Origin of the sequence: Paenibacillus agaridevorans (assembly GCF_018604145.1) — a bacterium.
Classification (GTDB): domain Bacteria; phylum Bacillota; class Bacilli; order Paenibacillales; family Paenibacillaceae; genus Pristimantibacillus; species Pristimantibacillus agaridevorans.
In genome coordinates, this window is sequence record NZ_CP075889.1 from 7284080 (window position 1) to 7303977 (window position 19898).

Below are 19898 nucleotides of genomic sequence, written 5' to 3' on the forward strand. Positions count from 1 at the left end.
CCATGCTAAGCGGAATGCTGCAAAGCCTCGGCGTCACGCTGAAGTCGATGACGTCGCCCAAGGTCACGACATCCTATCCCGACGAGCCGATTCATATGCCGGACCGCTTCCGCGGCATCCAGCACTTCATCCCCGAGCTGTGCATCGTCTGCAACCAATGCGCCCGCATTTGCCCGACGGACTGCATTACGCTGACGGGCAAGCCGAACCCGGATCCCGAGAAGCGGGGCAAGGTCATCGATACTTTCGATATCAACTTCGAAATATGCATCCTGTGCGATCTATGTACGGAGGTGTGCCCGACAGAAGCCATCGTCATGACGAACCACTTCGAGCTCGCGACGTACAGCCGGGACGACTTGTACAAGGACGCAGAGTGGTTGACGGACAACAACACGCTCGTGCGCAAGGATAACAACAACATCGGGGCTCCGGCCAAAGGAGGCGCCAAATAATTGTTTAACGTGGAGGTTAACGGACCATTTGTCGCCTTCTTCGTCTTCGCCGCCATTATGATCGGAGGCGCCGTTCTGATGATCAGCCTGGAGAAGGTCGTCCATATGGTTGTATCCATGGCGGCCGTCTTCCTTGGCCTTGCGGGGATGTATGTGCTGCTGGACGCGGAATTCGCGGCATTCGTCCAGGTGCTGATCTACGCCGGCGCCGTGTCGATCCTGATGGTGTTCGGCATCATGATGACGAAACATAACGCGGCGAAGGAGCCCGTGCGCCCGCTGCACGAGACCTTGGCTGCCGTCGGGGCGCTCAGCCTGTTCGGGCTGCTGTTCTACGCGATCCGCCAGACGGACATTCCCGAGACGGGGGCAGCCGGGGCAGGCGGGGCGCCCGGTGCGGTAACGGACAACACATTAGCGATCGGCGAGCTGCTCTACACGGGCTATATCGTGCCCTTCGAGCTGTTGTCCGTTCTGCTGACCGTGGCTTTTATCGGAGCCATCTCCCTGGCCAAGAAGGAGGCGGAATAACGATATGCTGCCATCTTACCTGACGCTTGCCGCCATTTTGTTCTGTATCGGCCTGTACGGCGCACTCGCCAAGCGCAACGCCATTATTGTCCTGTTATCGCTTGAGCTGATGCTGAACGCGGTCAATCTGAATTTGATTGCCTTCTCGAAGTATGGAGTCGTCCCGTCCTTGACGGGGCAGATTTTTTCGGTCTTTACGATCACGGTCGCCGCTGCGGAAGCCGCCGTTGCCGTAGCGGTGCTTATCGCGCTGTTCCGGTCGCGCGGCACCGTTGACGTCGAACATATGAATGCCATGAGGAGGTGAAGCGGGTATGGACTTCTATACGAAATCGGCCTGGGTCATTCCGCTCATCCCGCTTGCCGCGTTTCTGGCGCTCACGGCGCTAGGGCGGAATTACCGCAAGGCCGGCGTCATGATCGGCACATTCGCCGCGCTGGCGTCGTTCGCGATGTCCGTGCTGGTGCTGGTGGAACGGTTCGGGCAGGATGCGGTCGACTACAACTATAGCTTCGACTGGATCCGAATCGGCGGCTATACCCTCGAGATCGGCTTCGAGGTGACCAATCTGACGGCGCTGATGCTTATCGTCGTTACCTTCGTCGCTTTGCTGGTCAACGTGTATTCGGCCGGCTATATGAAGAATGACGAACGAATTACCGTCTTCTACGGTTACATATCCCTGTTTACCTTCTCCATGCTGGGGCTGGTGCTGTCGGACAATATGCTCTCCCTGTACATCTTCTGGGAGCTCGTCGGCGTATGCTCCTTCCTGTTAGTAGGCTTCTGGTATACGAAACCGGCCGCCAAGGCGGCTGCCAAGAAAGCTTTCATCGTGACAAGAATCGGCGATGCCGCGCTCTTGATCGGCATTCTGCTCCTGTTCTGGTACATGCCGGATCATGCGCTTGGCTTTACGATGATAGAGAGCGTCTTCGAGGGGCAAGGAGGCATCATCGCCACCGGCATTACGACCGTGATCGCGCTGCTTATCTTCCTCGGAGCGGTGGGCAAATCGGGACAATTCCCGCTGCATGTCTGGCTGCCGGACGCGATGGAGGGACCTACGCCGATCAGCGCGCTTATTCACGCCGCGACAATGGTGGCCGCCGGCGTCTACCTGTTGGCGCGTACGTTCCCCATTTTGGAGGCTTCCTTGTTCGCGAGCGATGTCGTCGCTTACGTCGGGGGCTTTACGGCATTGTTCGCCGCAACGATCGCTCTTGCGCAAAACGATCTCAAGCGCGTATTGGCCTATTCGACGATCAGCCAGCTAGGTTACATGTTTATGGCGATCGGGCTTGGTTCCTGGACGGGCGGCATCTTCCATCTCTTTACGCATGCCTTCTTCAAAGCATTATTGTTCCTCGCCGCAGGCAGCGTTATCCATGCCGTCCATACGCAGAACATTCAGGAGATGGGCGGGCTGCACGCCCGCATGCGCGTAACGACGGCGACCTTTGCTGTCGGGGCGCTTGCGCTGGCAGGCATTCCTCCGCTGGCGGGCTTCTGGTCGAAGGACGCCATAATGGCGGTCGCACTGGAGCAGAACCTCTTTCTCTTTGCGGTCGGTCTCGCGGGGGCGTTGTGTACGGCTTTGTACATGACAAGAGTGTTCGTGTTGGTCTTCCTTGGCAAGCCGAAAACGGGCTCGGAGGGCGGATTGGAAAGTCCGACCGTTCGCGCTGGCGGAGCGGGAGGGGCGAAGGAGTCGCCTCGTACGATGACCTTGCCGCTTGTCGTGCTTGCGCTCGCGGCTATCGCCGCGGGCTTCGTGGAGACGCCATGGAACGGCTGGCTTGGCGGCTGGCTGTCCGGCGAAGAAGCGGTTGCGCATGTGAGCCCGGCTGCCATCATAGGGTCAATCGCAGTGGCGGCAGCAGGCATTTATCTAGGGTGGCGATTCTACGGATCAGATCGGCTTCGTCCCACCGTCGTCAAGGAAGCCGCGCCTTGGCTCTTCCGACTGCTGGAGCGCAAATATTACGTAGACGAGGCTTACGAGTTCGTCTTCGTAAGAGGGCTTCGAGCTCTCGGCACCTTGTTGGGCGCCTTCGACACCTACATCATTGGCGGCCTTGTTAAGCTGGCGGGCTCGGCAGCCGGCATATCCGGCAAGATGGCTCTAAGGCTGCAGAACGGCAGCATCGGGACCTACAGTCTGGCCGCCGTCATCGGCATGGTCGTGCTTGCGGCCGCGATCATCGGAAGGAGGCTGTTGTCATGAGCATTCTCTCCGACATTCCGGTATTGTCGATTCTGCTGCTGCTGCCAGTGCTTGGACTGCTTGTTCTGTTGCTTATCCCCAAGAATCGTCATCGCGCCATCACCGCCGTTGCCGTCGTCGCGACGCTGCTTCCTATCGTGTTGTCGCTGTGGCTGTACACCGACTTCGACAAGCAGCAAGGGGGAGCGACTTACCGCGAAGACGCGGTCTGGCTGGAAGTGCCCGTTAATCATGAATGGACACAGGAAGCCGACATCATCTTCTCCTTTGACTATTCGCTTGGCATCGACGGTTTGTCTCTGCCGCTCTTGCTGCTGACGACGGTCGTGACGGCGATGGCGGCGCTTGCGGCTATTCACGTCAAAAAGCGGCGCAAGGCGTTTTACGCCTGGTTCCTGCTGCTGGAAGCGGGTATGCTGGGCGTGTTTATGGCACGCGATTTGTTTCTGTTCTTTATCTTTTTCGAAATTACGCTGGTCGCGGCTTACTTCCTGATCGGCATCTGGGGGTATTACAACCGGGAGAGGACGGCGAATCAATTCCTGATTTATAACGGAATCGGTTCCGCGCTCATGCTGATCGCTTTCGTCCTGCTCGTTAATACGGCAGGCTTCCGAATGGAGGAAACGGCCCGCGGCCTGGAGATGATCTACAGCGGAAGCTATGCCGATATTTTACGGAATCTGGCCGATCCCAATGCTTGGGTGAATCTGCCCGGCGCAGCGGCGGGCGGAACCAATCCGTTCGAGATGAGCGGCGGCATGGCCTGGACAATTTTCGTGCTTCTGTTGATCGGTTTCGGCATCAAGCTGCCGATATTCCCGTTCCATACCTGGATGCTGAAGGTGCATGCGGAAGCTCCTCCGGCCGTTGTCATGATCCACTCCGGCATCCTGCTGAAGATGGGGGCGTACGGCTTCATCCGCTTCGGCTTGCTGCTCTTTCCCGAGCAGGCGCGCGAATGGGCGGTGGCGCTTGCGACGCTTGGGCTCATCAACTTGCTGTACGGCGCCGTGCTTGCGTTCCGGCAGACGGAATTCAAGCTGGTGCTCGCTTACTCGTCGATCAGCCATATGGGCATCGTGCTGCTGGGGCTTGCGGCCTTTAATGAAATCGGGCTGCAAGGAGCGATAGTCCAGCTGGTATCGCATGGCTTCATCTCCGCGCTGCTGTTTCTGATCGTCGGCAGCTTGTATGAGCGGACGGGAACGACGGAGCTTCCCGCGCTTGGCGGCTTGGCAAGATCGATGCCGTTTATGAGCGGCATGCTGCTCGCCGCGGGACTCGCTTCGTTAGGCTTGCCGGGGCTCTCCGGCTTCGTCGGCGAGCTGCTGTCGCTGCTGGGTCTGTTCGAATCCATGCGCTGGGTGACGGCTGCCGCGGTGCTTGGCATTATTTTGACGGCGGCTTATATGCTGCGAAGCGTGCTTGGCATTACGTTCGGCGAGAGGCGGGAGGAGCATGCGGCGCTTAGGGATGCAAGGTTCGTCGAGGCGCTGCCCATGATCGTGCTGCTGGCGTTTATTGTGCTGCTGGGCTGCTACCCTTCCGTACTGACGGATACGGTGGGAGTCAGCGTCGAAGGGTTTATGGATCAATTATTCGCAACCAGGTCAGGAGGTTAGGTCATGCCGGACAATACGGGATTTTTGCCTCTTACTTGGCCCGACATGCTGCTCATGTCTCCTGAATTGCTGCTGGGCGTCTGTTTTATCGCATTGGTCGTGCTGGACTTATTTCTCCCTAGAAGGATAAGCCGCTCCTGGATTGGCGGTTTGACGCTGGCAAGTTTGCTGGGCGCTGCTCTGCTTGTGTGGCTACGCATGAACGAAATGAACGATGGAGCAGGAGATGCGGAGGTGCTCTCGCTCCTCGGGGACAGCTATCGGATCGACGACTTCGGGAGTTTGATGAAGCTGATCTTCCTGCTCGGCACGGCGCTCGTCGTCTTGCTGGGACTAGGGACGGCTTCGCGCGACGACTCCATTACGGATAAAGGCGAATATTATTACCTCCTGCTGCCGGCCGCGATCGGCGCCATGGCGATGGCTTCTTCCGCCAATCTGGTGACGCTGTACATCGGCCTGGAACTGATGAGCATGACCAGCTACGTATTGGTCGCCATGCGTCGCAGGAATGATCGATCCGCGGAAGCGGCGTTTAAGTACGTCGTGACGGGGAGCATTTCGTCGGCGTTCATTTTGTTCGGCATGTCGTATTTGTACGGGGTCACCGGCTCGGTGCAGCTCGGCGAAATTGGCCAGGCCCTGCCTATGGCGGTGGAAAATTACGAGGCGTTCGTCTACGTCGGCTTCGGCATGATGCTGGCGGGCTTCGGCGTAAAGGTCGCCGCCGCGCCGTTCCATGCCTGGTCGCTGGACGTCTATCAGGGGGCTCCGACGCCGGTTGCCGCGTTTCTCGCGGTGGTATCCAAGGGAGCGACGCTTGCCGTCGTGTTGCGCATTTTGTACTCGACGGGATTGTTCGCAGCGATCGACTCGTCGGGCAAGGGAGTCGGCGACGATATGTTCTTCGCGGTGCTGTTGGTTGCAGCCATCGCAATGCTCGTAGGTACGCTCGCCGCGCTGCGGCAATTGAACGTGAAGCGGCTGCTGGCGTTGTCCGGCGTTGCCAACGCGGGTTACTTGCTCGTCCCGATCGGGCTGTCCATTACGATGGTACATAGCAACAACGTGACGGAGCTTATCTTCTATCTCGCGGCTTATCTGCTGATGACGATCGGCGCCTTCGCCGTATTGACGGTTGTGAGACGCGCGGTCGGCCATGACGAGCTGAAGGGATTCGCGGGCATGTATTATCGGGCTCCGTGGACGGCGGCTGCCATGGTTATCTTTCTGCTGTCGCTGGCGGGACTGCCGATCTCGGGAGGTTTCTTCGGCAAGCTGTTCATCCTGTTGGGGGCGGCGAACGCCAAAGCCTACTGGATCGTGGCGGCGATGGTGCTAAGCAGCGTAATCTCGTATTACTTCTACTTTGGTTTTATTCGCCAGATGTTTATGCGGGGCGGTTCCGAAGAGCGGATCACGATTCCGCCGGCAATCGGCATCGTAATCTGGTTCTGCGCGGCCGGCACGCTGATCCTCGGCGTTTATCCGGGATTGCTGGTGGAGGGGATCGACGCCGTGTTTTCGTTCCAGGGAGATTTGATGAACGTAGAATAGTGCTAGAGTTGAGCAGGTTGGGGAGAGGACGAGGAAAGTGTAGGAAGAAGGAAGAGCTCAGGAAAACGAAACGGAAGAGAACAGGAAGAAGGAAGAGCACGGGAAAACGGAAGCTGGAAGAGAAACGGAAGAGAACAGGAATAGAACGGGAATATGGTGGGGAGGCCCTCGTGGCGGAGTCGTTATGCATGTCATAATGACTCTGCGAAGCGGGGGCTTTGTTGTTGGCGAGGAATGTTCGTTGTAGCCCCGGAATTTGCGGATTGCAGGCACGAGTGGGAGTTTGAAGGAGCTGTAAGCCGATTTTTTCGGATTGCAGGGTGCGAGAGGGAGTTTTTCGAGGTCTAAGTCGATGAGGCCGACCTAGCCGCGCCTCCGCCACCCATTTCGATGGATCACAGTTGGGGCATTAAACCGAGTTTGTGTGAGTTGCAGTCTGAGTGTGAGAGTAACTATTGGCGGATGGGGCTCGTGAGAATGAGGCGTAAGAGAGTGGCTAAATGTGATTTTTCTGCTGTGTGTGGGCAGGGATTCCAACGGGAATTCACCTTTTCATGGGGCGAGAGAAATGGGGCAATGCAGGTCGGTCGACGGAGTTAAAAAAATAAGTGGCGACGGACCGAAACCTTGAGGCTTGTACGAAGGTATAAAGGAGGAGAGTGATTCAGCAGGTTGGCAATGTAGGTCTTTTCGGCTGTTTCCTTTTTTGGTGCTACTAAAAGAAGGGGTTACGTATGGAGGAGTCGAATGACTACTAAAATACGTAAAAAGGCAGAATATTAATGATTACAATACGCAATTGGTTCACGCATAGACAATCGCTTTCGGACGCGCAGCCGCGCCTCGAGCGCCTCACCCCACCGGGAGGCGCTCATCGTCTTGCTCTCGCAGCGCGAGGCGGCTTGCGCCGCGCGCTGCTCGCCCTGCTGCTCGGGAGCGTCGCTCTCGGGGGGCTGGCCGTCGCCGGCCCAGTCCCCGCCCTGTCGCTCGCTCCCGGCAGCGAAGCGCCTGCCGCCGCGCATGCGGCAGGCGCAGCCTCTACGGAGCAGCCGCAGAGCTGGCTGCTCCGCTGGACCGACCCCGCGCAGGCGCATGAGCTGCGCGGGACAGAGGTGCTCCGCCGCCAGCCGGACGCGGCGGTGGAAGTGGTGCGTCCCGCCGGCGACAGCGGCGAGGACGTAGAGACCTGGCTGCGCCGTCTGCGCGGCGAGCCAGGGGTCGCTTACGTGCACCCTAATGGCGTGGTGCACGTGCTCTCCGGCGCCGGGGCAGACAGCGGGGCCGCCAATGCGGCCGGCACAGAGGGCAAGGCTGCGTCAGCCAGATTTGGCGACGCAAGTACTCTTGATTCGAAGTACGGACTGGCAGCAGTGTCCAAAGCCTCGCCATCGAATCCATCTGCCGGCCTTGACGACGTACAGATTGCTCCGTCAAGCAAGTCCGGATCGTTGGATGCCAAGAGCGAGCCGGTCAATCGCGCAACGTCGCCATCGAATCCATCTGCCGACCCTGACAACATGCAGACTGATCCCGCAACATCGCCATCGGCTGCCCAGAACGAGCAGGAGGATCCAACGGCTTTGCCATCCGATGCGCCGAGCCAGTCTCCAGCCGCGGACTCTCCGGCGGGGGCGCCGGAGGCGGGACTGGCCGCTGCGAAGCAGCAAGCCGTGAAGGCGAACGATCCGGAGCTGGCGAAGCAGACGCATCTCGCTCTGATTGGCGCCGCCGAGGCGTGGAAGACGGTTAACGGCAATACCGGCATTACGATCGCGCTGGTCGATACCGGCGTGGATCTTGACCATCCCGATCTGAAGGATAATCTGGTGAACGGCGTCAATCTCGTAGAGCGGGGCAAGCCGCCGGAGGATGACAACGGTCATGGCACCAGCGTGGCGGGCGTGCTTGCCGCAGCGGGCAATAATGGAGTTGGCGTGGCAGGCGTGATGTGGAATGCCAAGCTTATGCCAATTAAGGCGCTTGACCAATGGGGCGACGGCACGGAGGAAGATCTGGGCGAGGCTATCTTGTATGCCATGAAGAACGGCGCCAAGATCGTAGTGCTGTCCGTTGGCCTGCACCGCGAGTCGCCATATATGCAGGACATCGTCAATCAAGCCGAAAAACAAGGGGTGCTGCTGGTCGCTGCCGCGGGCAACGACGGTGTATCCCTCGGCTCCAAGGCTGCGGTGAAATACCCCGCTGCTTATCCGACCGTGCTTGCCGTAGGCGGAGCGCGCGCCGACCGCACGGCCGACACGCGCTCCAATCCCGGCTACGAGCTGGATATTATGGCGCCGTGGCATGTGTACACGACGGCCGTCGGAGGCGGGTACAAGAAGGAAGAGGGCACGTCGATGGCGGCCCCGCAGGCGGCGGCCGTTGCTGCGCTCGTCATGGAGCGAAACCCTTCTTTTAAACCGTATCAAGTAAGAGAACTGCTTCGTCAGACGGCAAGAGACATGGGGGCGGCGGGCTTCGATTCGACGTCGGGCTACGGTCTGCTGCAAGCGGATCGCGCCGTTCTTGGCACGTTGTCCAAGGATGCGCACGAGCCGAACAATTCCAGCGGGACGGCATCGACGTTGCCCCTGCGAGCGAATCTGAACGCCGAGCTGTCGTCTGCCAAGGACGAGGATTGGTACATGGTCGATATTCCTTATGACGGTAAGCTGACGATCGGGTACGAGGGCCGAGTTGCGGCTGGCAGCCCGACGCCTACGGTCCGCTTCGGTTATTACGAGGGCGGCAAGCTCGTGCGCGAGGAAGATACAAAGCTTGCCGGCAAGTCGATTGAATTCGCCGTAAATAAAGGGTCGGGACGAATCAAGGTGCAATTCAGCAATCCTGCCCAGACTCAGGCGCTGTCGTATGCTTTAACGACCTCTTTCGCCATTCGCGAGGATGCTTACGAACCCAATGACCGTATAGGGGACGCCTACGCGCTGCAGCCGCGTTCGCAGACGGTGAGCGGCAATTTTCACAAGCAGGCGGACAGGGATTGGTACGTTGTCGATTTCAAGCAGAACGGCCAGCTCAAGCTGTCCCTGAGCACGAATACCGCAAGGATCGATCCCGGCATCTCCGTGCAGCGGGAGGGCCAGACGTTAATCATCTACGACGACCACGGAGAAGGCGCTTCCGAACAAACGCCAGTCATATCCGTCACCGCGGGCAAATATTATATTCGTGTTCACAATGCGATCTCTCTGGATGCAAGTCCAGTCGCAGGTACATATTCGTTGACCATGGATTTCCAGCCGGCGCTGGTTGACCCGGGCGAGCCGAACGACAAGTCATACGAGGCTTTGTTAATGAAGTCGGGCACCGAATACGTAGGAGTAATTGATAAGTCCGGCGATACGGACTGGTTCCAATTCCGGCTGGGCAGCGACAGCGCGGCAGGACTGACCGTGACAGGCGTGCCGCAAGGCGCCACGCTGAAGCTGGAGATCTTCGACAAGCGCATGAAGCTGTCAGGATCGGGGACGACTGATGCGGCTGGCAGCTTGAAAACGAAGGACCAGGTTCTGGAGGCAGGGGTCTATTACGTCAAAATTACGGCGGACCGCGTGTTTCAGAACAATTATTACCGTTTAAAGCTAAGCATAGATGAGCTTGTCGCAGGCTTCCGGGATATATCCGGCCACTGGGCGAAGGATGCCATCGTCAGCTTAAAGGGCAAAGGCATCGTAAACGGCTCAGCGCCATACCGCTTCGAGCCGGACCGTTCCGTAACCCGGGCGGAAGCCGTGACGATGATCATCAAAGCCTATAAGCCGATTGTTGCGGCGCCGTCTACGGGAATGTTCAAGGATGTTGGATCGCACTGGGCCCAAGATTCCATTGCAAAGGCCGTCGCCAAAGGCTGGGTGAAAGGATATCCGGACGGGACCTTCAAGCCGGATGAGCCGATTACGCGAGCGGAGATGGCTATCATAATCGGCAACGCCGAGGGTTTAAAACCGAGAATACAGACGACGAGACCGTTCAACGATGTCGCGTTGTACGATTGGTACACTCCCATGCTGAGCGCCATGAAGCAGGACGGCAAGCTTAGCGGCGTGGAAGCGAATCTGTTCAAGCCGAATGACACGGCAAGCCGCGCCGCATTCGCGACGTTGCTGTACCGATATGTATAATGCCGTGTCTGCCCTTAGGGGATATGACGGATGAGGAGGACGGTTGGCCAAGATGTCCGAGATATGGAACACAACGGGAATGACGGGGTTATTTTCGATCGTAGTGGAACTGCTCAGTATTTTCTTCGTCTGGATGCTGCTGCAGGAGGTAAAGTGGGAGACCTTCTTCCAATACCCCCGCCGGCCCAAGGCCAGAATGCTGCAGGTGGTGCTTGCGGTCGGGATCGGCCATCTGTTTGCCGGCTTTATATTGCAGTATTGGGGTTACAGCGTCATGCTTCGAGGTTTTGTCGAATAACATGCGCGAAACATGTCAACAATGGGTAATACATAGCTTCACATCTTGACGGCAATTGTCGATAACCATTCTAGGCGCTCCCGAATTGGCAATTGCAGCCCAGGATGTAAATCGCGGAGCGGCGGGGCAAATGAATCTTTCCAGAATAATTTGGGAAAAAAATGTTCTTGTCGATTATTGTTGCCAGATGTTATGATGAAGTTTAGTGAATGCTCGAGGACTGCCAAAAAACGACAGGTTCAAAGGCTATTTGAAACAGAAATTGCAATTCGCGGAGGGACACAAGATGACCAAAATTATCGTCCGCGGAGGCCAGCGCTTATCGGGAACGGTCCGCGTCAGCGGCGCCAAAAATGCAGTGCTCCCCATTCTTGCTGCCTCATTATTAGCGACGGAAGGAGACAGCGTCATCTGTGACGTGCCCCTCCTCGACGACGTTATGACGATCCAGAGCGTGCTTGCTTCATTGGGCGCTCAGCTTACTTATAATAACGAGACGATGCGGATCTCCGCACCGATTATTCATTCTTGCGAAGCTCCTTACGAGCTCATCCGAAAAATGCGAGCTTCCTTCCTGGTTATGGGTCCGCTATTGGCCCGCATCGGCAAGGTACGCATCTCGCTTCCCGGCGGCTGTGCCATCGGCACTCGTCCGATCGATCAGCACTTAAAGGGATTCGAGGCGATGGGCGCCGAGATTACGCTAGGCCACGGCTTTATCGAGGCAAGCGTTAAGGATCGCCTAAAGGGCGCCAAGATTTATCTGGACGTTGCAAGCGTAGGCGCCACCGAAAACATTATGATGGCCGCCGCGCTGGCGAACGGCACGACTACGATCGAAAACGCGGCGAAGGAACCGGAAATCGTGGACCTCGCCAATTATATTAACGCCATGGGCGGCAAAGTGCGCGGCGCAGGCACCGGCATGATCCGAATCGAGGGTGTTGAGCGCCTGTCTGGTGCAAGACATAATGTGATTCCGGATCGCGTCGAAGCGGGCACCTACATGATCGCGTCCGCCATTACGGGCGGCGACGTGTTCGTCGAAGGCGCCATCGCCGATCACTTGATGCCGGTCATCTCGAAGCTGCAAGAGATGGGCGTCGAGATTGTGGAGAGCGACAACGGCATTCATGTAAAAGGACCTCAGTCGCTTAAGGGCGTCGACGTCAAGACGCTGCCGCATCCGGGCTTCCCGACAGATATGCAGTCCCAGATGATGGCTCTGCTGCTTGTGTCCGAAGGCACGAGCGTCGTCACGGAGACGGTTTTCGAGAATCGGTTCATGCATGTCGAAGAGTTCCAAAAGATGAATGCAAACATTAAGGTGGACGGCCGCTCGGCCATCGTAACCGGAGGCGTGCCGCTCTCTGGAGCAAAGGTGACGGCCACGGATCTTCGCGCGGGAGCTGCGCTGATCTGCGCGGCGCTTCGCGCCGACGGAGAGACGGAAGTAACCGGATTGCATCACGTGGATCGTGGTTATGTTGACATTACGGGCAAGCTGGCTGCGCTCGGCGCAGACATTCGCCGTGTCGCGCTGGACGATGAGCCAGTGCTGGCAAGCACATCGGTACAGATCCAGCAGCATGCCGAGTCCGCACAGCCGAATCCGCAAGTCGCAGCAGCGAAAGCCGCAGCGGTTGCCGCATCCAGTGAACCGGTCGTCGCGTTCAAGCGCGACAAGGAAGCGGTTGTGTTGAAGGTGCAGCCGACCTGGGCGTAACATTTGCGCGCATCATTCTTATAACGGGAGACGACTGTACAGCCCTGGAGCGAATAGGCTCCGGGCTGGTCAAAGGAGTCTCCTGTTTGTTTTGCGGACAAATTGTTGTTCGGCTCATTTGCTACGGGACTCCCACTCAAAAAACTCTTCCTACTTGCATCCGTTTGACAACAACCAGGCCGAACGCGATTTGCGTATGGTCAAGGTCAAGCAGAATGTTCGCACGGAGCAGGGGGCGAAGGTCCTTGCCGTCTGCGGGGCGTGGTCTCCACTTTGATCAAGCAACGCCTTCCCGTTCTTTCTTCGCTATCCCAAGCTTTTCACGGAGCTCCGATTTTGCCAGGTACCTAAGTAGTAACGAAAAATCATACACAATACGTCTGAAAAGTTGGTGAGCGGGCGTGTGAGTATGAAATATCATACACAATGCGCCTGAAACGTTGGTGAGTGAGCGTATGAGTATGAAAAATCATACACAATGCGCCGGAAACGTTGGCGAGCGGGCGTATGAGTATGAAAAATCATACACAATGCGCCGGAAAGGACGGTGAGCGGGCGTATGAGTATGAAAAATCATACACAATGCGCCGGAAAAGTTGGAGAGCGGGCTTGTGTATGAAAAACATACACGATGCGTAAGTCGGAATTTCAGGCAATCCGCCGCATGCCGGCATGGGTTGTTCCCGTAGCCATTAGGCAGGCTGCAAGAACAACCCGTCTTTACTTTCAGGCGCACGCGAGGCTACCGGAACCGAGAGGTCTCAGAGGAGAGGCGCTATAAAGGTGGCTCGCGCCCGCTTCATCTCTGTACGGGCAGCCTCACGACAAAGCAAGCTCCCTGCGAGGAGGACGGCTCCCCTTCAGGCCCGCCGTGCTCCGTGACGATCCCGATCGTGCCGCCGTGCAGTTCGACGATCTTGCGTGCGATGGACAGGCCGAGGCCGCTGCCGCCGACGCTTCTATTGCGGGACGGATCGGCCTTGTAGAACCGCTCGAATACCCGCTCTCGTTCCTCAAGGGGAATACCGGGACCCGTGTCGCGAACGGACACGAGGATGACGCCGTCCTCTTCGGCCGCGGCTATAACGATAGCTCCGCCGCTTGGCGTAAACTTGATGCTGTTCGCCAGCAGATTGGTCCAGACGCCGTTCATTAGCTCGGCATCGGCTGTTAAGGCGAGCGGTTCGGCTTGGAGCTCGACGCGCAGCGACTTGCGCTGCCAGGCCGGTTCTCCGGCCAAAATAATTTCCCGCAGCTGGCGGTCCAATCGGTAAGGCGCGGGATGGAAGGGATGCTGTTCGGAGTCGAGAGAGGACAGCTTGAGCAGATTGTCGCTTAGCTTGGACAGCCGGCTGCTCTCCTGCTGAATGATTCCGACATACCGCTCCTTCTCTTCGATCGTCACGTCATCCGCGCGAAGCGCCTCGGCGAAGCCGTGAATGGATGTTAAAGGCGATTGAATCTCATGCGAGACATTGGCGACGAAATCCTGCCGCATCGACTCGATCCGCGACAAGCCCTTCGCCATTGTGTTCATACTGCCCGCGAGCTCGCCAAGTTCGTCACGGCGCTTGACCGGCAGCCGAACGGCGAAGTTGCCCGACGACATGCGAAGCGCGGCATCGTTAATATGTTTGATCGGACGGACGAGGAAGCGCGCGGCGAACAAGATAAGCACGGAACCGATCGCCAGCAGCGCGAGGAGCAAGGTGGCCGTCGTCAGGATAAAGTTGCTGTTGCGCGGATATCGATTATGCTGCAGGAAGATCGACCACTGCTCGCCGTCCAGCGTGACGAGACGGCCGATGGATTCGCCGACCGAAGGCTGGCGTGGGGGCAAGCCGGAGCGATATCCCCATATGCGTGGACTGCCCTCTCCCGTCCATGACTCGGCAGGTACGGCTTTATCTGCTGCATCACCGCTATTCGCGGCATCGGCCGGCCGGCTGCTGTCAGTTTCCGCGGCGGTTTCCCGTTGCGAGCGTATGCCTGAGTACTCGTTATCGAAATCCGAGGCGCTGGCCGACTCATTGATTGTTCCCTTTGAGCTGCCTCTCGTTTCGACCTCAATAGAATCGTTGGCAGATACTCCGTTTGTTGCTTCTACCCCTCGTCTTTCCAACCAGGGCAAAACGCCTGGCGGCCGAAATCCGTTTACTCGCCGCTGGAGTTCCTCCGCAGACTCGCCAACCGAGATGCGTTCGCCTTTGGAGCTGACCGCAAGGATAGTCATGTCCTCGATATCGGCGATTTCTTCGAGGAACCCGGACAGCGAGGATGGTTCGACGACATGATGGAGCTGCCGTATCCGCTCGAAGGCATCGTCGTAGTTCTGGGCAACCGAGCCGCGGGATCCCTTGAACAACTGGTTCGTCAGCAGGAACGCCAGCGCGATGCTTAGCACGACAACCAGCAGGAACGTCGCGACAATGCGGACGTATAGGCTGCGCGTCATCCGGCGGCAGACTCCAGACGATAGCCGAGTCCTCTCACCGTTTCGATGCGGAAGCCGAAGCTCCCTTCGGGGAATCGGGTACGGAGCCGCTTAATATGGACGTCCACCGTTCTCTCATCGCCCTCGTAATCGACTCCCCATAGCTGGGTAATGAGATCCTCCCGAGAAAAGGTTTTGCCGGGATAGCTGGCCAGCCTGAATAACAGTTCGAATTCCTTAGGCGGCAGCGACAAGGTTTCCTCGCCGCAGCAGATGCGGAAGTCGGCATAGTTCATGCTGATGCTGCCCAACTCGATGTTCTGGGAAGCGGTAATCCGGTACCGTCTGAGCAGAGCCTTCACGCGAGCTTGCAGCTCTGGCGGGTCGAATGGCTTGACCATGTAGTCATCCGCTCCCAGCTCAAGTCCCTTCACTTTGTGTATCGTCTCCCCTTTGGCCGTCAGCAGCAGCAGCGGAATGTCGTAGATTCCGCTCAATTCGGAGCATAACGCCCAGCCATCCATCCGGGGCATCATGATGTCGATGATGGCGAGGTCAGGCTTTACGGACTTCAACTTCTCCAACGCTTCAATGCCGTCCCCGGCCTCCACGACCTGATGGCCGTCCCTCTTGAGAAATAATCCGATCAGCTCGCGAATGTTGGGATCGTCGTCGACGACAACGATTTTGGGCATGCCGGTGTCCCCCGATCTACACTAATTTCTGTACCCTCAAGCATATATGAACAAGCTTAGACCAAGCTGAACCGAATATGAAAGGAAGCTGAAAATAGTGAACCGGAACGAATGAGGATGCGTGCGATGCAACGTATCACTTCTGGTACCCCGTCCGCCGGGACCTGCGTTCGGGCAGTAGACAAGGACGTTCATATGCCGTTCATGAACCCATGCTATAGTCCCTCTTGATATCGATAGTCGGAAGGTGGAGTGGACATGAGGAAGTGGATGATCGGCGTCGGTGTAGTGCTGGTGGTAGTAGCGGCAGCAGGCTCCGGCGGCTACTATTATTGGGATGCCCAGCGCCCGTTGGCCGCCGCGGCCGAGGCGACGTCGGTCTCAGCAAGAGCGACGAGAGGGGATATTGTCCTCAAAGTGAGCGGTTCCGGCTCCGTGGCGGCCGAGACGAAGGAATCGGTCAAGGCGGGCCTTAACGGAACAATCGAGGAGCTTGGCTTTAAGGCGGGAGATCATGTGACTGCCGGGCAGGTGCTTGCCGTCTTCGAGAAGGAGGATGTGAGCGGCCAGATCGACCAGAAGGTGCTTAGCATCAAGAAGCAGCAATTGCAATTGGAGCAGTACGAGAAGCAATATAAGGAAGCGGCTGTGGCGGATGAGGCGGATCCAGCCTCACTGGCATCGATTCAGCTTAATATTGAGGTGTTGAAGCTGGAGATGGCGGCTGGCGAGAAGGAACTGGCGGAGCTGAGGGAGCAGCAAGCGGAACGGCTGGAGGTTACAGCTGCGATTGACGGAGTGGTAACGGTCAGCGAGGTCGCTGTCGGAGATACAGTGCAAGCCAATACCATCATTGCGGATATCGTTGACTACAATGCTCTTACCTTCAACGTTCAGGTGGACGAGCTGGATATGCCTCGGATTACCGTAGGCCAGTCAGCGGAAATTCATCTCACCGCCTTTCCCGACAAGACGTTCGAAGGCGAGATTCTGGAGCTCGCCAAGGAGGGCTCGGTATCGGGCGGCGTGGCGGCATACGAGGTTGCCATTGCGCTCAAGGAAGTGGAAGGCGTTCTTGCCGGCATGTCCGGACAAGCGGATATGATTATCGATTCCCGCGAAAATGTAGTCGTCGTCCCTGTGGATGCGGTCGTGGAGCTGATGGGCCGGACTTATGTCCGCGTGCCTGCCGAAGGCGCTTCGGACGCTTCCTCGCCGGAGACGGGGCAGCCCCCGTCAATGCCGGGCGGCGAGCGTACGGGCGGCGCCGCAGGAGCAGGAGCGGGTGAAGGCGCGGCAGGTCCGGGCGGCGAGAGCTGGAGTGGCGCCGCAGGCGTAGGAGCGGGTGAAGGCGCAGTAGGTCCGGGCGGCGGCCGTAGATCCGCCGTGCAAGGCGGCGCTGACGGCGAAGCAGTGCCAGAGAGGCGGGCTGCCGGAGCTGGAGGGGCTATGGTTGCTATTCCTGCTATGCCTGCAGACGGACAAATTCCACAAAGGCCATCGTCCGGTCCAGGACGCGCGGAAGGGGAAGTCCCGATGCCGTCCGGTCAAGCTCGTTCCCAGGAGACGACCTTGGCTTCCTCAGCGTCAGGCGACGCAGACGGACAGTCCGCTCCTGCCCAGGCTCCGGAAGCCCAAGCCCCGGGTGTCGGGGGACAGACGGCCCCCGACCTGGCAGGCGATGACCGAATAAGCGCCATGGCGGAGCGAATCGGACTTGGCGGTCAGTTGAAAGAAGTCACGGTAGGCCTTAGCGACGAAACGTATGTGGAGATCGTATCGGGCTTATCCGAGGGCGATACGGTGCTTGTCCCGCTGCCGCAGGGTACGGTTGGAACAGCCCCGTCGTCCGCGGGTGCCGAGATGATGTTCCCAGGCGGCATGGGCGGCAACTTTGGCAATTTCGGCGGCGGAGGCTTCGGCGGAGGAGGCCAGGGATCAGGCGGCATGCGCGGTGGAATGCCGCAAGGCGGCGGTGCCCGATGATGCAGGCGAATATGGAGCCTCTTATCGACATTCGGGAGCTGTCGAAGAGCTACGTAATGGGAAGAGAGAAAGTGCGCGTCTTAAACGAAATATCGCTGCAGGTTATGCCGGGTGAATTTGTTGCGATTGTGGGGCCCTCGGGTTCGGGCAAGTCCACGCTTATGAACGTTATCGGTTGCCTGGACGCGCCGAGCGAAGGAAGCTACAAGCTGGACGGCATAGAGGTGAAGGGGCTGAGCGACAACAAGCTGGCCAATATTCGCAACCGTAAGATCGGCTTTATCTTCCAATCGTTCCACCTGCTTCCGAAGCTGTCCGCGATCGAGAACGTGGAGCTGCCGCTCGTCTACCGGGGCATGTCTTCGAAAGAGCGGCGCGAGCGCTCCACCCGCGCGCTCGCGCAGGTCGGCTTGTCGGAGCGAATGTTCCACAAGCCAAGCGAGCTGTCCGGCGGTCAGCAGCAACGGGTCGCCATCGCTCGCGCGCTCGCCGGGCATCCGCCGATGCTGCTGGCCGACGAGCCGACGGGCGCTCTGGATACAAAGACCGGTCAAGAGGTGCTCGCGCTCATTGAGCAGCTCAATGCGGAGGGCCATACGATTGTGCTCATTACGCATGACCAGGAAGTAGCCCGCCGTGCTTCGCGCATCGTCGTTATGAGAGACGGCTGTATGACCGAGCAGGAGAGGAGGGTGGAGCATGAAGTTGTCCCAAGGCTTCCGAATGGCCTTCTCCAGCATCCTGTCCAACAAGCTTAGAACCGTTCTGTCCATGCTGGGCATCCTGATCGGGGTGGCTACGGTCATCGCGCTAGTCGCCATGGGCGAAGGCTCTTCCCGTCAGGTTGAGGAGCAAGTATCCTCTCTCGGAACCAACATGCTCTCGGTCACGATTACCGGTCGCGGCACGGACACGACATTAACGAAGGACGAGGCGCTCGAGCTTGCCAATATCGAAGGCATAGCCGGCGTATCGCCGGTCGTGAGCTCTTCGGCGTCGGTGAAGTACGACAAGACGAGTACAAACGTCACCGTCGACGGCATTACGACGGAGTACGAGCTTGTGCAGGACTTCAGCGTGCAGAGCGGCCGGTATATTACGGCGATGGACGAGCGCAACAAGACGCGGGTCGCGCTGATTGGCGTTACGACGTCAGACGAGTTGTTCGGCAGCGATGATCCGCTGGGCAAGGTCGTACTTGTCAACGGCATGCGCTTTACGATCGTCGGCTTGCTGGAGCCTAAGGGAAGCTCGCTAGCCGGCTCTAACGACGAGAAGCTTCTCATCCCGCTGTCGGTTGCCCAGCGTATCTTCAATAGCGACGGCGTCCGGACGGTGTATATTCAGACAACGGAGATGGATGTCATGGACGCCGTGACGTCGAGGCTGGAGACCGAGCTGACGGGGTTGTTCCGCGGCGATTCGAACAGTTATCGCGTCTTCAATCAGCAGGATGCAATGGACACGCTCAATGCCGTTAACGAGACGATGAACACCATGCTGGTCGGCGTTGCGGCCATCTCGCTGGTGGTCGGAGGCATCGGCATTATGAATATTATGCTCGTCTCCGTGACGGAGCGGACAAGGGAGATCGGCATCCGCAAGTCTCTTGGCGCCAAGCGGCGCGACGTGATGCTGCAATTCCTGATCGAGGCAATGTCGATCAGCACGCTCGGCGGCGCGCTGGGCGTAGCGCTCGGATACGCGGCTTCCTTCGTCATCGAGACGGCTATGGATTCGCCGACGGCCGTCTCCTCGGATATGGCGCTGTACGCATTCCTCTTCTCGGCCTGCGTCGGCATCGTCTTCGGTCTCTTCCCGGCTTACAAAGCCGCCGGCCTGAAGCCGGTAGACGCGCTGAGGCACGATTAACGGTCCTGCGGCGATGATTGGATGGTAAGGCACAATTCGCAATTTCATAGCTAGTTTTTCCAACAAACAGGTAATGATCCGCCCTTCCGGCGACGATCGTTGCCTGTTTGGTTTGGCTCTAGACGCCCAAGGATGACAACGCAGTGAAATCGAATAAGAAAGAGACGATCAGGAGAACGAAACGAAAAAATGAAGCATAGAAGTATACTTCATTGACCCCAGCCGCTGCCGAACCTGATTTTGTTCTTCTACCCTACCAATCCAGCTCATAGAATGTAGTACAGGCGGTTAAGAGGAGGTTAAGAGAATCCTCTCATCCGTGCTGAATGAAAGAGGGCTGCGCAGCCTG

The 19898-nt window shown here is 58.2% G+C and carries 14 protein-coding genes and 1 pseudogene; 13 read left to right on the forward strand and 2 right to left on the reverse strand.

The window, feature by feature from the left end:
- The first annotated feature begins 2 nt into the window (after positions 1–2).
- The 10 genes and pseudogenes from nuoI to KJW29_RS36970 all read left to right on the forward strand — a co-directional run.
- Positions 3–455, forward strand: coding sequence for an NADH-quinone oxidoreductase subunit NuoI (gene nuoI / locus KJW29_RS29290; protein ID WP_214627285.1), 453 nt, complete (start codon positions 3–5; stop codon positions 453–455).
- A complete protein-coding gene (locus KJW29_RS29295) occupies positions 456–986 on the forward strand; it encodes an NADH-quinone oxidoreductase subunit J (protein WP_108994781.1) in 531 nt (176 codons plus the stop codon).
- A 4-nt stretch (positions 987–990) separates the two neighbouring features.
- Complete coding sequence (nuoK, locus tag KJW29_RS29300) at positions 991–1293, forward strand: NADH-quinone oxidoreductase subunit NuoK (RefSeq protein WP_214627286.1); 303 nt, start codon at positions 991–993, stop codon at positions 1291–1293.
- Positions 1294–1300: 7 nt separating this feature from the next.
- The gene (gene nuoL / locus KJW29_RS29305) at positions 1301–3214 is read left to right on the forward strand and encodes an NADH-quinone oxidoreductase subunit L (protein WP_214627287.1); all 1914 of its coding nucleotides are present in this window, start codon (positions 1301–1303) and stop codon (positions 3212–3214) included.
- Entirely contained in the window at positions 3211–4839 is a 1629-nt protein-coding gene (locus KJW29_RS29310) for a complex I subunit 4 family protein (RefSeq protein ID WP_246608430.1), read from the forward strand. Before nuoL ends, KJW29_RS29310 begins: the two co-directional genes overlap by 4 nt.
- A 3-nt stretch (positions 4840–4842) precedes the next feature.
- A complete protein-coding gene (locus tag KJW29_RS29315) occupies positions 4843–6396 on the forward strand; it encodes an NADH-quinone oxidoreductase subunit N (RefSeq protein ID WP_214627288.1) in 1554 nt (517 codons plus the stop codon).
- A gap of 782 nt (positions 6397–7178) precedes the next feature.
- Positions 7179–10538: a S8 family peptidase gene (locus tag KJW29_RS29320; RefSeq protein ID WP_214627289.1), complete on the forward strand. Its 3360-nt coding sequence runs from the start codon at positions 7179–7181 to the stop codon at positions 10536–10538.
- A 52-nt stretch (positions 10539–10590) separates the two neighbouring features.
- Positions 10591–10836 (forward strand): DUF1146 domain-containing protein, encoded by a 246-nt coding sequence (locus KJW29_RS29325; protein ID WP_108994785.1) that lies wholly within the window; start codon positions 10591–10593, stop codon positions 10834–10836.
- Between the two features lie 286 nt (positions 10837–11122).
- Entirely contained in the window at positions 11123–12562 is a 1440-nt protein-coding gene (murA, locus tag KJW29_RS29330) for a UDP-N-acetylglucosamine 1-carboxyvinyltransferase (protein ID WP_214627290.1), read from the forward strand.
- A 160-nt stretch (positions 12563–12722) separates the two neighbouring features.
- A pseudogene (locus tag KJW29_RS36970) lies at positions 12723–12913 on the forward strand (hypothetical protein); the annotation flags it as partial.
- A gap of 448 nt (positions 12914–13361) precedes the next feature.
- Here the strand turns inward: KJW29_RS36970 and KJW29_RS29335 are convergent.
- On the reverse strand, positions 13362–15017 hold the full coding sequence (locus KJW29_RS29335; protein ID WP_214627291.1) for a sensor histidine kinase: 1656 nt from the start codon (positions 15015–15017) through the stop codon (positions 13362–13364).
- Positions 15014–15691 (reverse strand): response regulator transcription factor, encoded by a 678-nt coding sequence (locus tag KJW29_RS29340; RefSeq protein ID WP_214627292.1) that lies wholly within the window; start codon positions 15689–15691, stop codon positions 15014–15016. Before KJW29_RS29340 ends, KJW29_RS29335 begins: the two co-directional genes overlap by 4 nt.
- Positions 15692–15949: 258 nt before the next feature.
- On the opposite strand from KJW29_RS29340, the gene KJW29_RS29345 reads away from it, so the two are divergent.
- From KJW29_RS29345 to KJW29_RS29355, 3 genes are read left to right on the forward strand one after another with little or no spacing between them, the layout of a single operon-like run.
- Positions 15950–17677: an efflux RND transporter periplasmic adaptor subunit gene (locus tag KJW29_RS29345; RefSeq protein ID WP_214627293.1), complete on the forward strand. Its 1728-nt coding sequence runs from the start codon at positions 15950–15952 to the stop codon at positions 17675–17677.
- Positions 17674–18435: an ABC transporter ATP-binding protein gene (locus KJW29_RS29350; RefSeq protein WP_425517471.1), complete on the forward strand. Its 762-nt coding sequence runs from the start codon at positions 17674–17676 to the stop codon at positions 18433–18435. Before KJW29_RS29345 ends, KJW29_RS29350 begins: the two co-directional genes overlap by 4 nt.
- A complete protein-coding gene (locus KJW29_RS29355) occupies positions 18377–19549 on the forward strand; it encodes an ABC transporter permease (protein WP_214627294.1) in 1173 nt (390 codons plus the stop codon). The genes KJW29_RS29350 and KJW29_RS29355 overlap by 59 nt, the downstream gene beginning before the upstream one ends.
- Positions 19550–19898: the final 349 nt, after the last annotated feature.

Coding starts and splice junctions, on each gene's coding strand:
- nuoI (WP_214627285.1), top strand. CDS start 3: ATGCTAAGCGGAATGCTGCAAAGCCTCGGCGTCACGCTGAAGTCGATG.
- nuoK (WP_214627286.1), top strand. CDS start 991: ATGCTGCCATCTTACCTGACGCTTGCCGCCATTTTGTTCTGTATCGGC.
- nuoL (WP_214627287.1), top strand. CDS start 1,301: ATGGACTTCTATACGAAATCGGCCTGGGTCATTCCGCTCATCCCGCTT.
- KJW29_RS29310 (WP_246608430.1), top strand. CDS start 3,211: ATGAGCATTCTCTCCGACATTCCGGTATTGTCGATTCTGCTGCTGCTG.
- KJW29_RS29315 (WP_214627288.1), top strand. CDS start 4,843: ATGCCGGACAATACGGGATTTTTGCCTCTTACTTGGCCCGACATGCTG.
- KJW29_RS29320 (WP_214627289.1), top strand. CDS start 7,179: ATGATTACAATACGCAATTGGTTCACGCATAGACAATCGCTTTCGGAC.
- KJW29_RS29325 (WP_108994785.1), top strand. CDS start 10,591: ATGTCCGAGATATGGAACACAACGGGAATGACGGGGTTATTTTCGATC.
- murA (WP_214627290.1), top strand. CDS start 11,123: ATGACCAAAATTATCGTCCGCGGAGGCCAGCGCTTATCGGGAACGGTC.
- KJW29_RS29335 (WP_214627291.1), bottom strand. CDS start 15,017: ATGACGCGCAGCCTATACGTCCGCATTGTCGCGACGTTCCTGCTGGTT.
- KJW29_RS29340 (WP_214627292.1), bottom strand. CDS start 15,691: ATGCCCAAAATCGTTGTCGTCGACGACGATCCCAACATTCGCGAGCTG.
- KJW29_RS29345 (WP_214627293.1), top strand. CDS start 15,950: ATGAGGAAGTGGATGATCGGCGTCGGTGTAGTGCTGGTGGTAGTAGCG.
- KJW29_RS29350 (WP_425517471.1), top strand. CDS start 17,674: ATGATGCAGGCGAATATGGAGCCTCTTATCGACATTCGGGAGCTGTCG.
- KJW29_RS29355 (WP_214627294.1), top strand. CDS start 18,377: ATGAAGTTGTCCCAAGGCTTCCGAATGGCCTTCTCCAGCATCCTGTCC.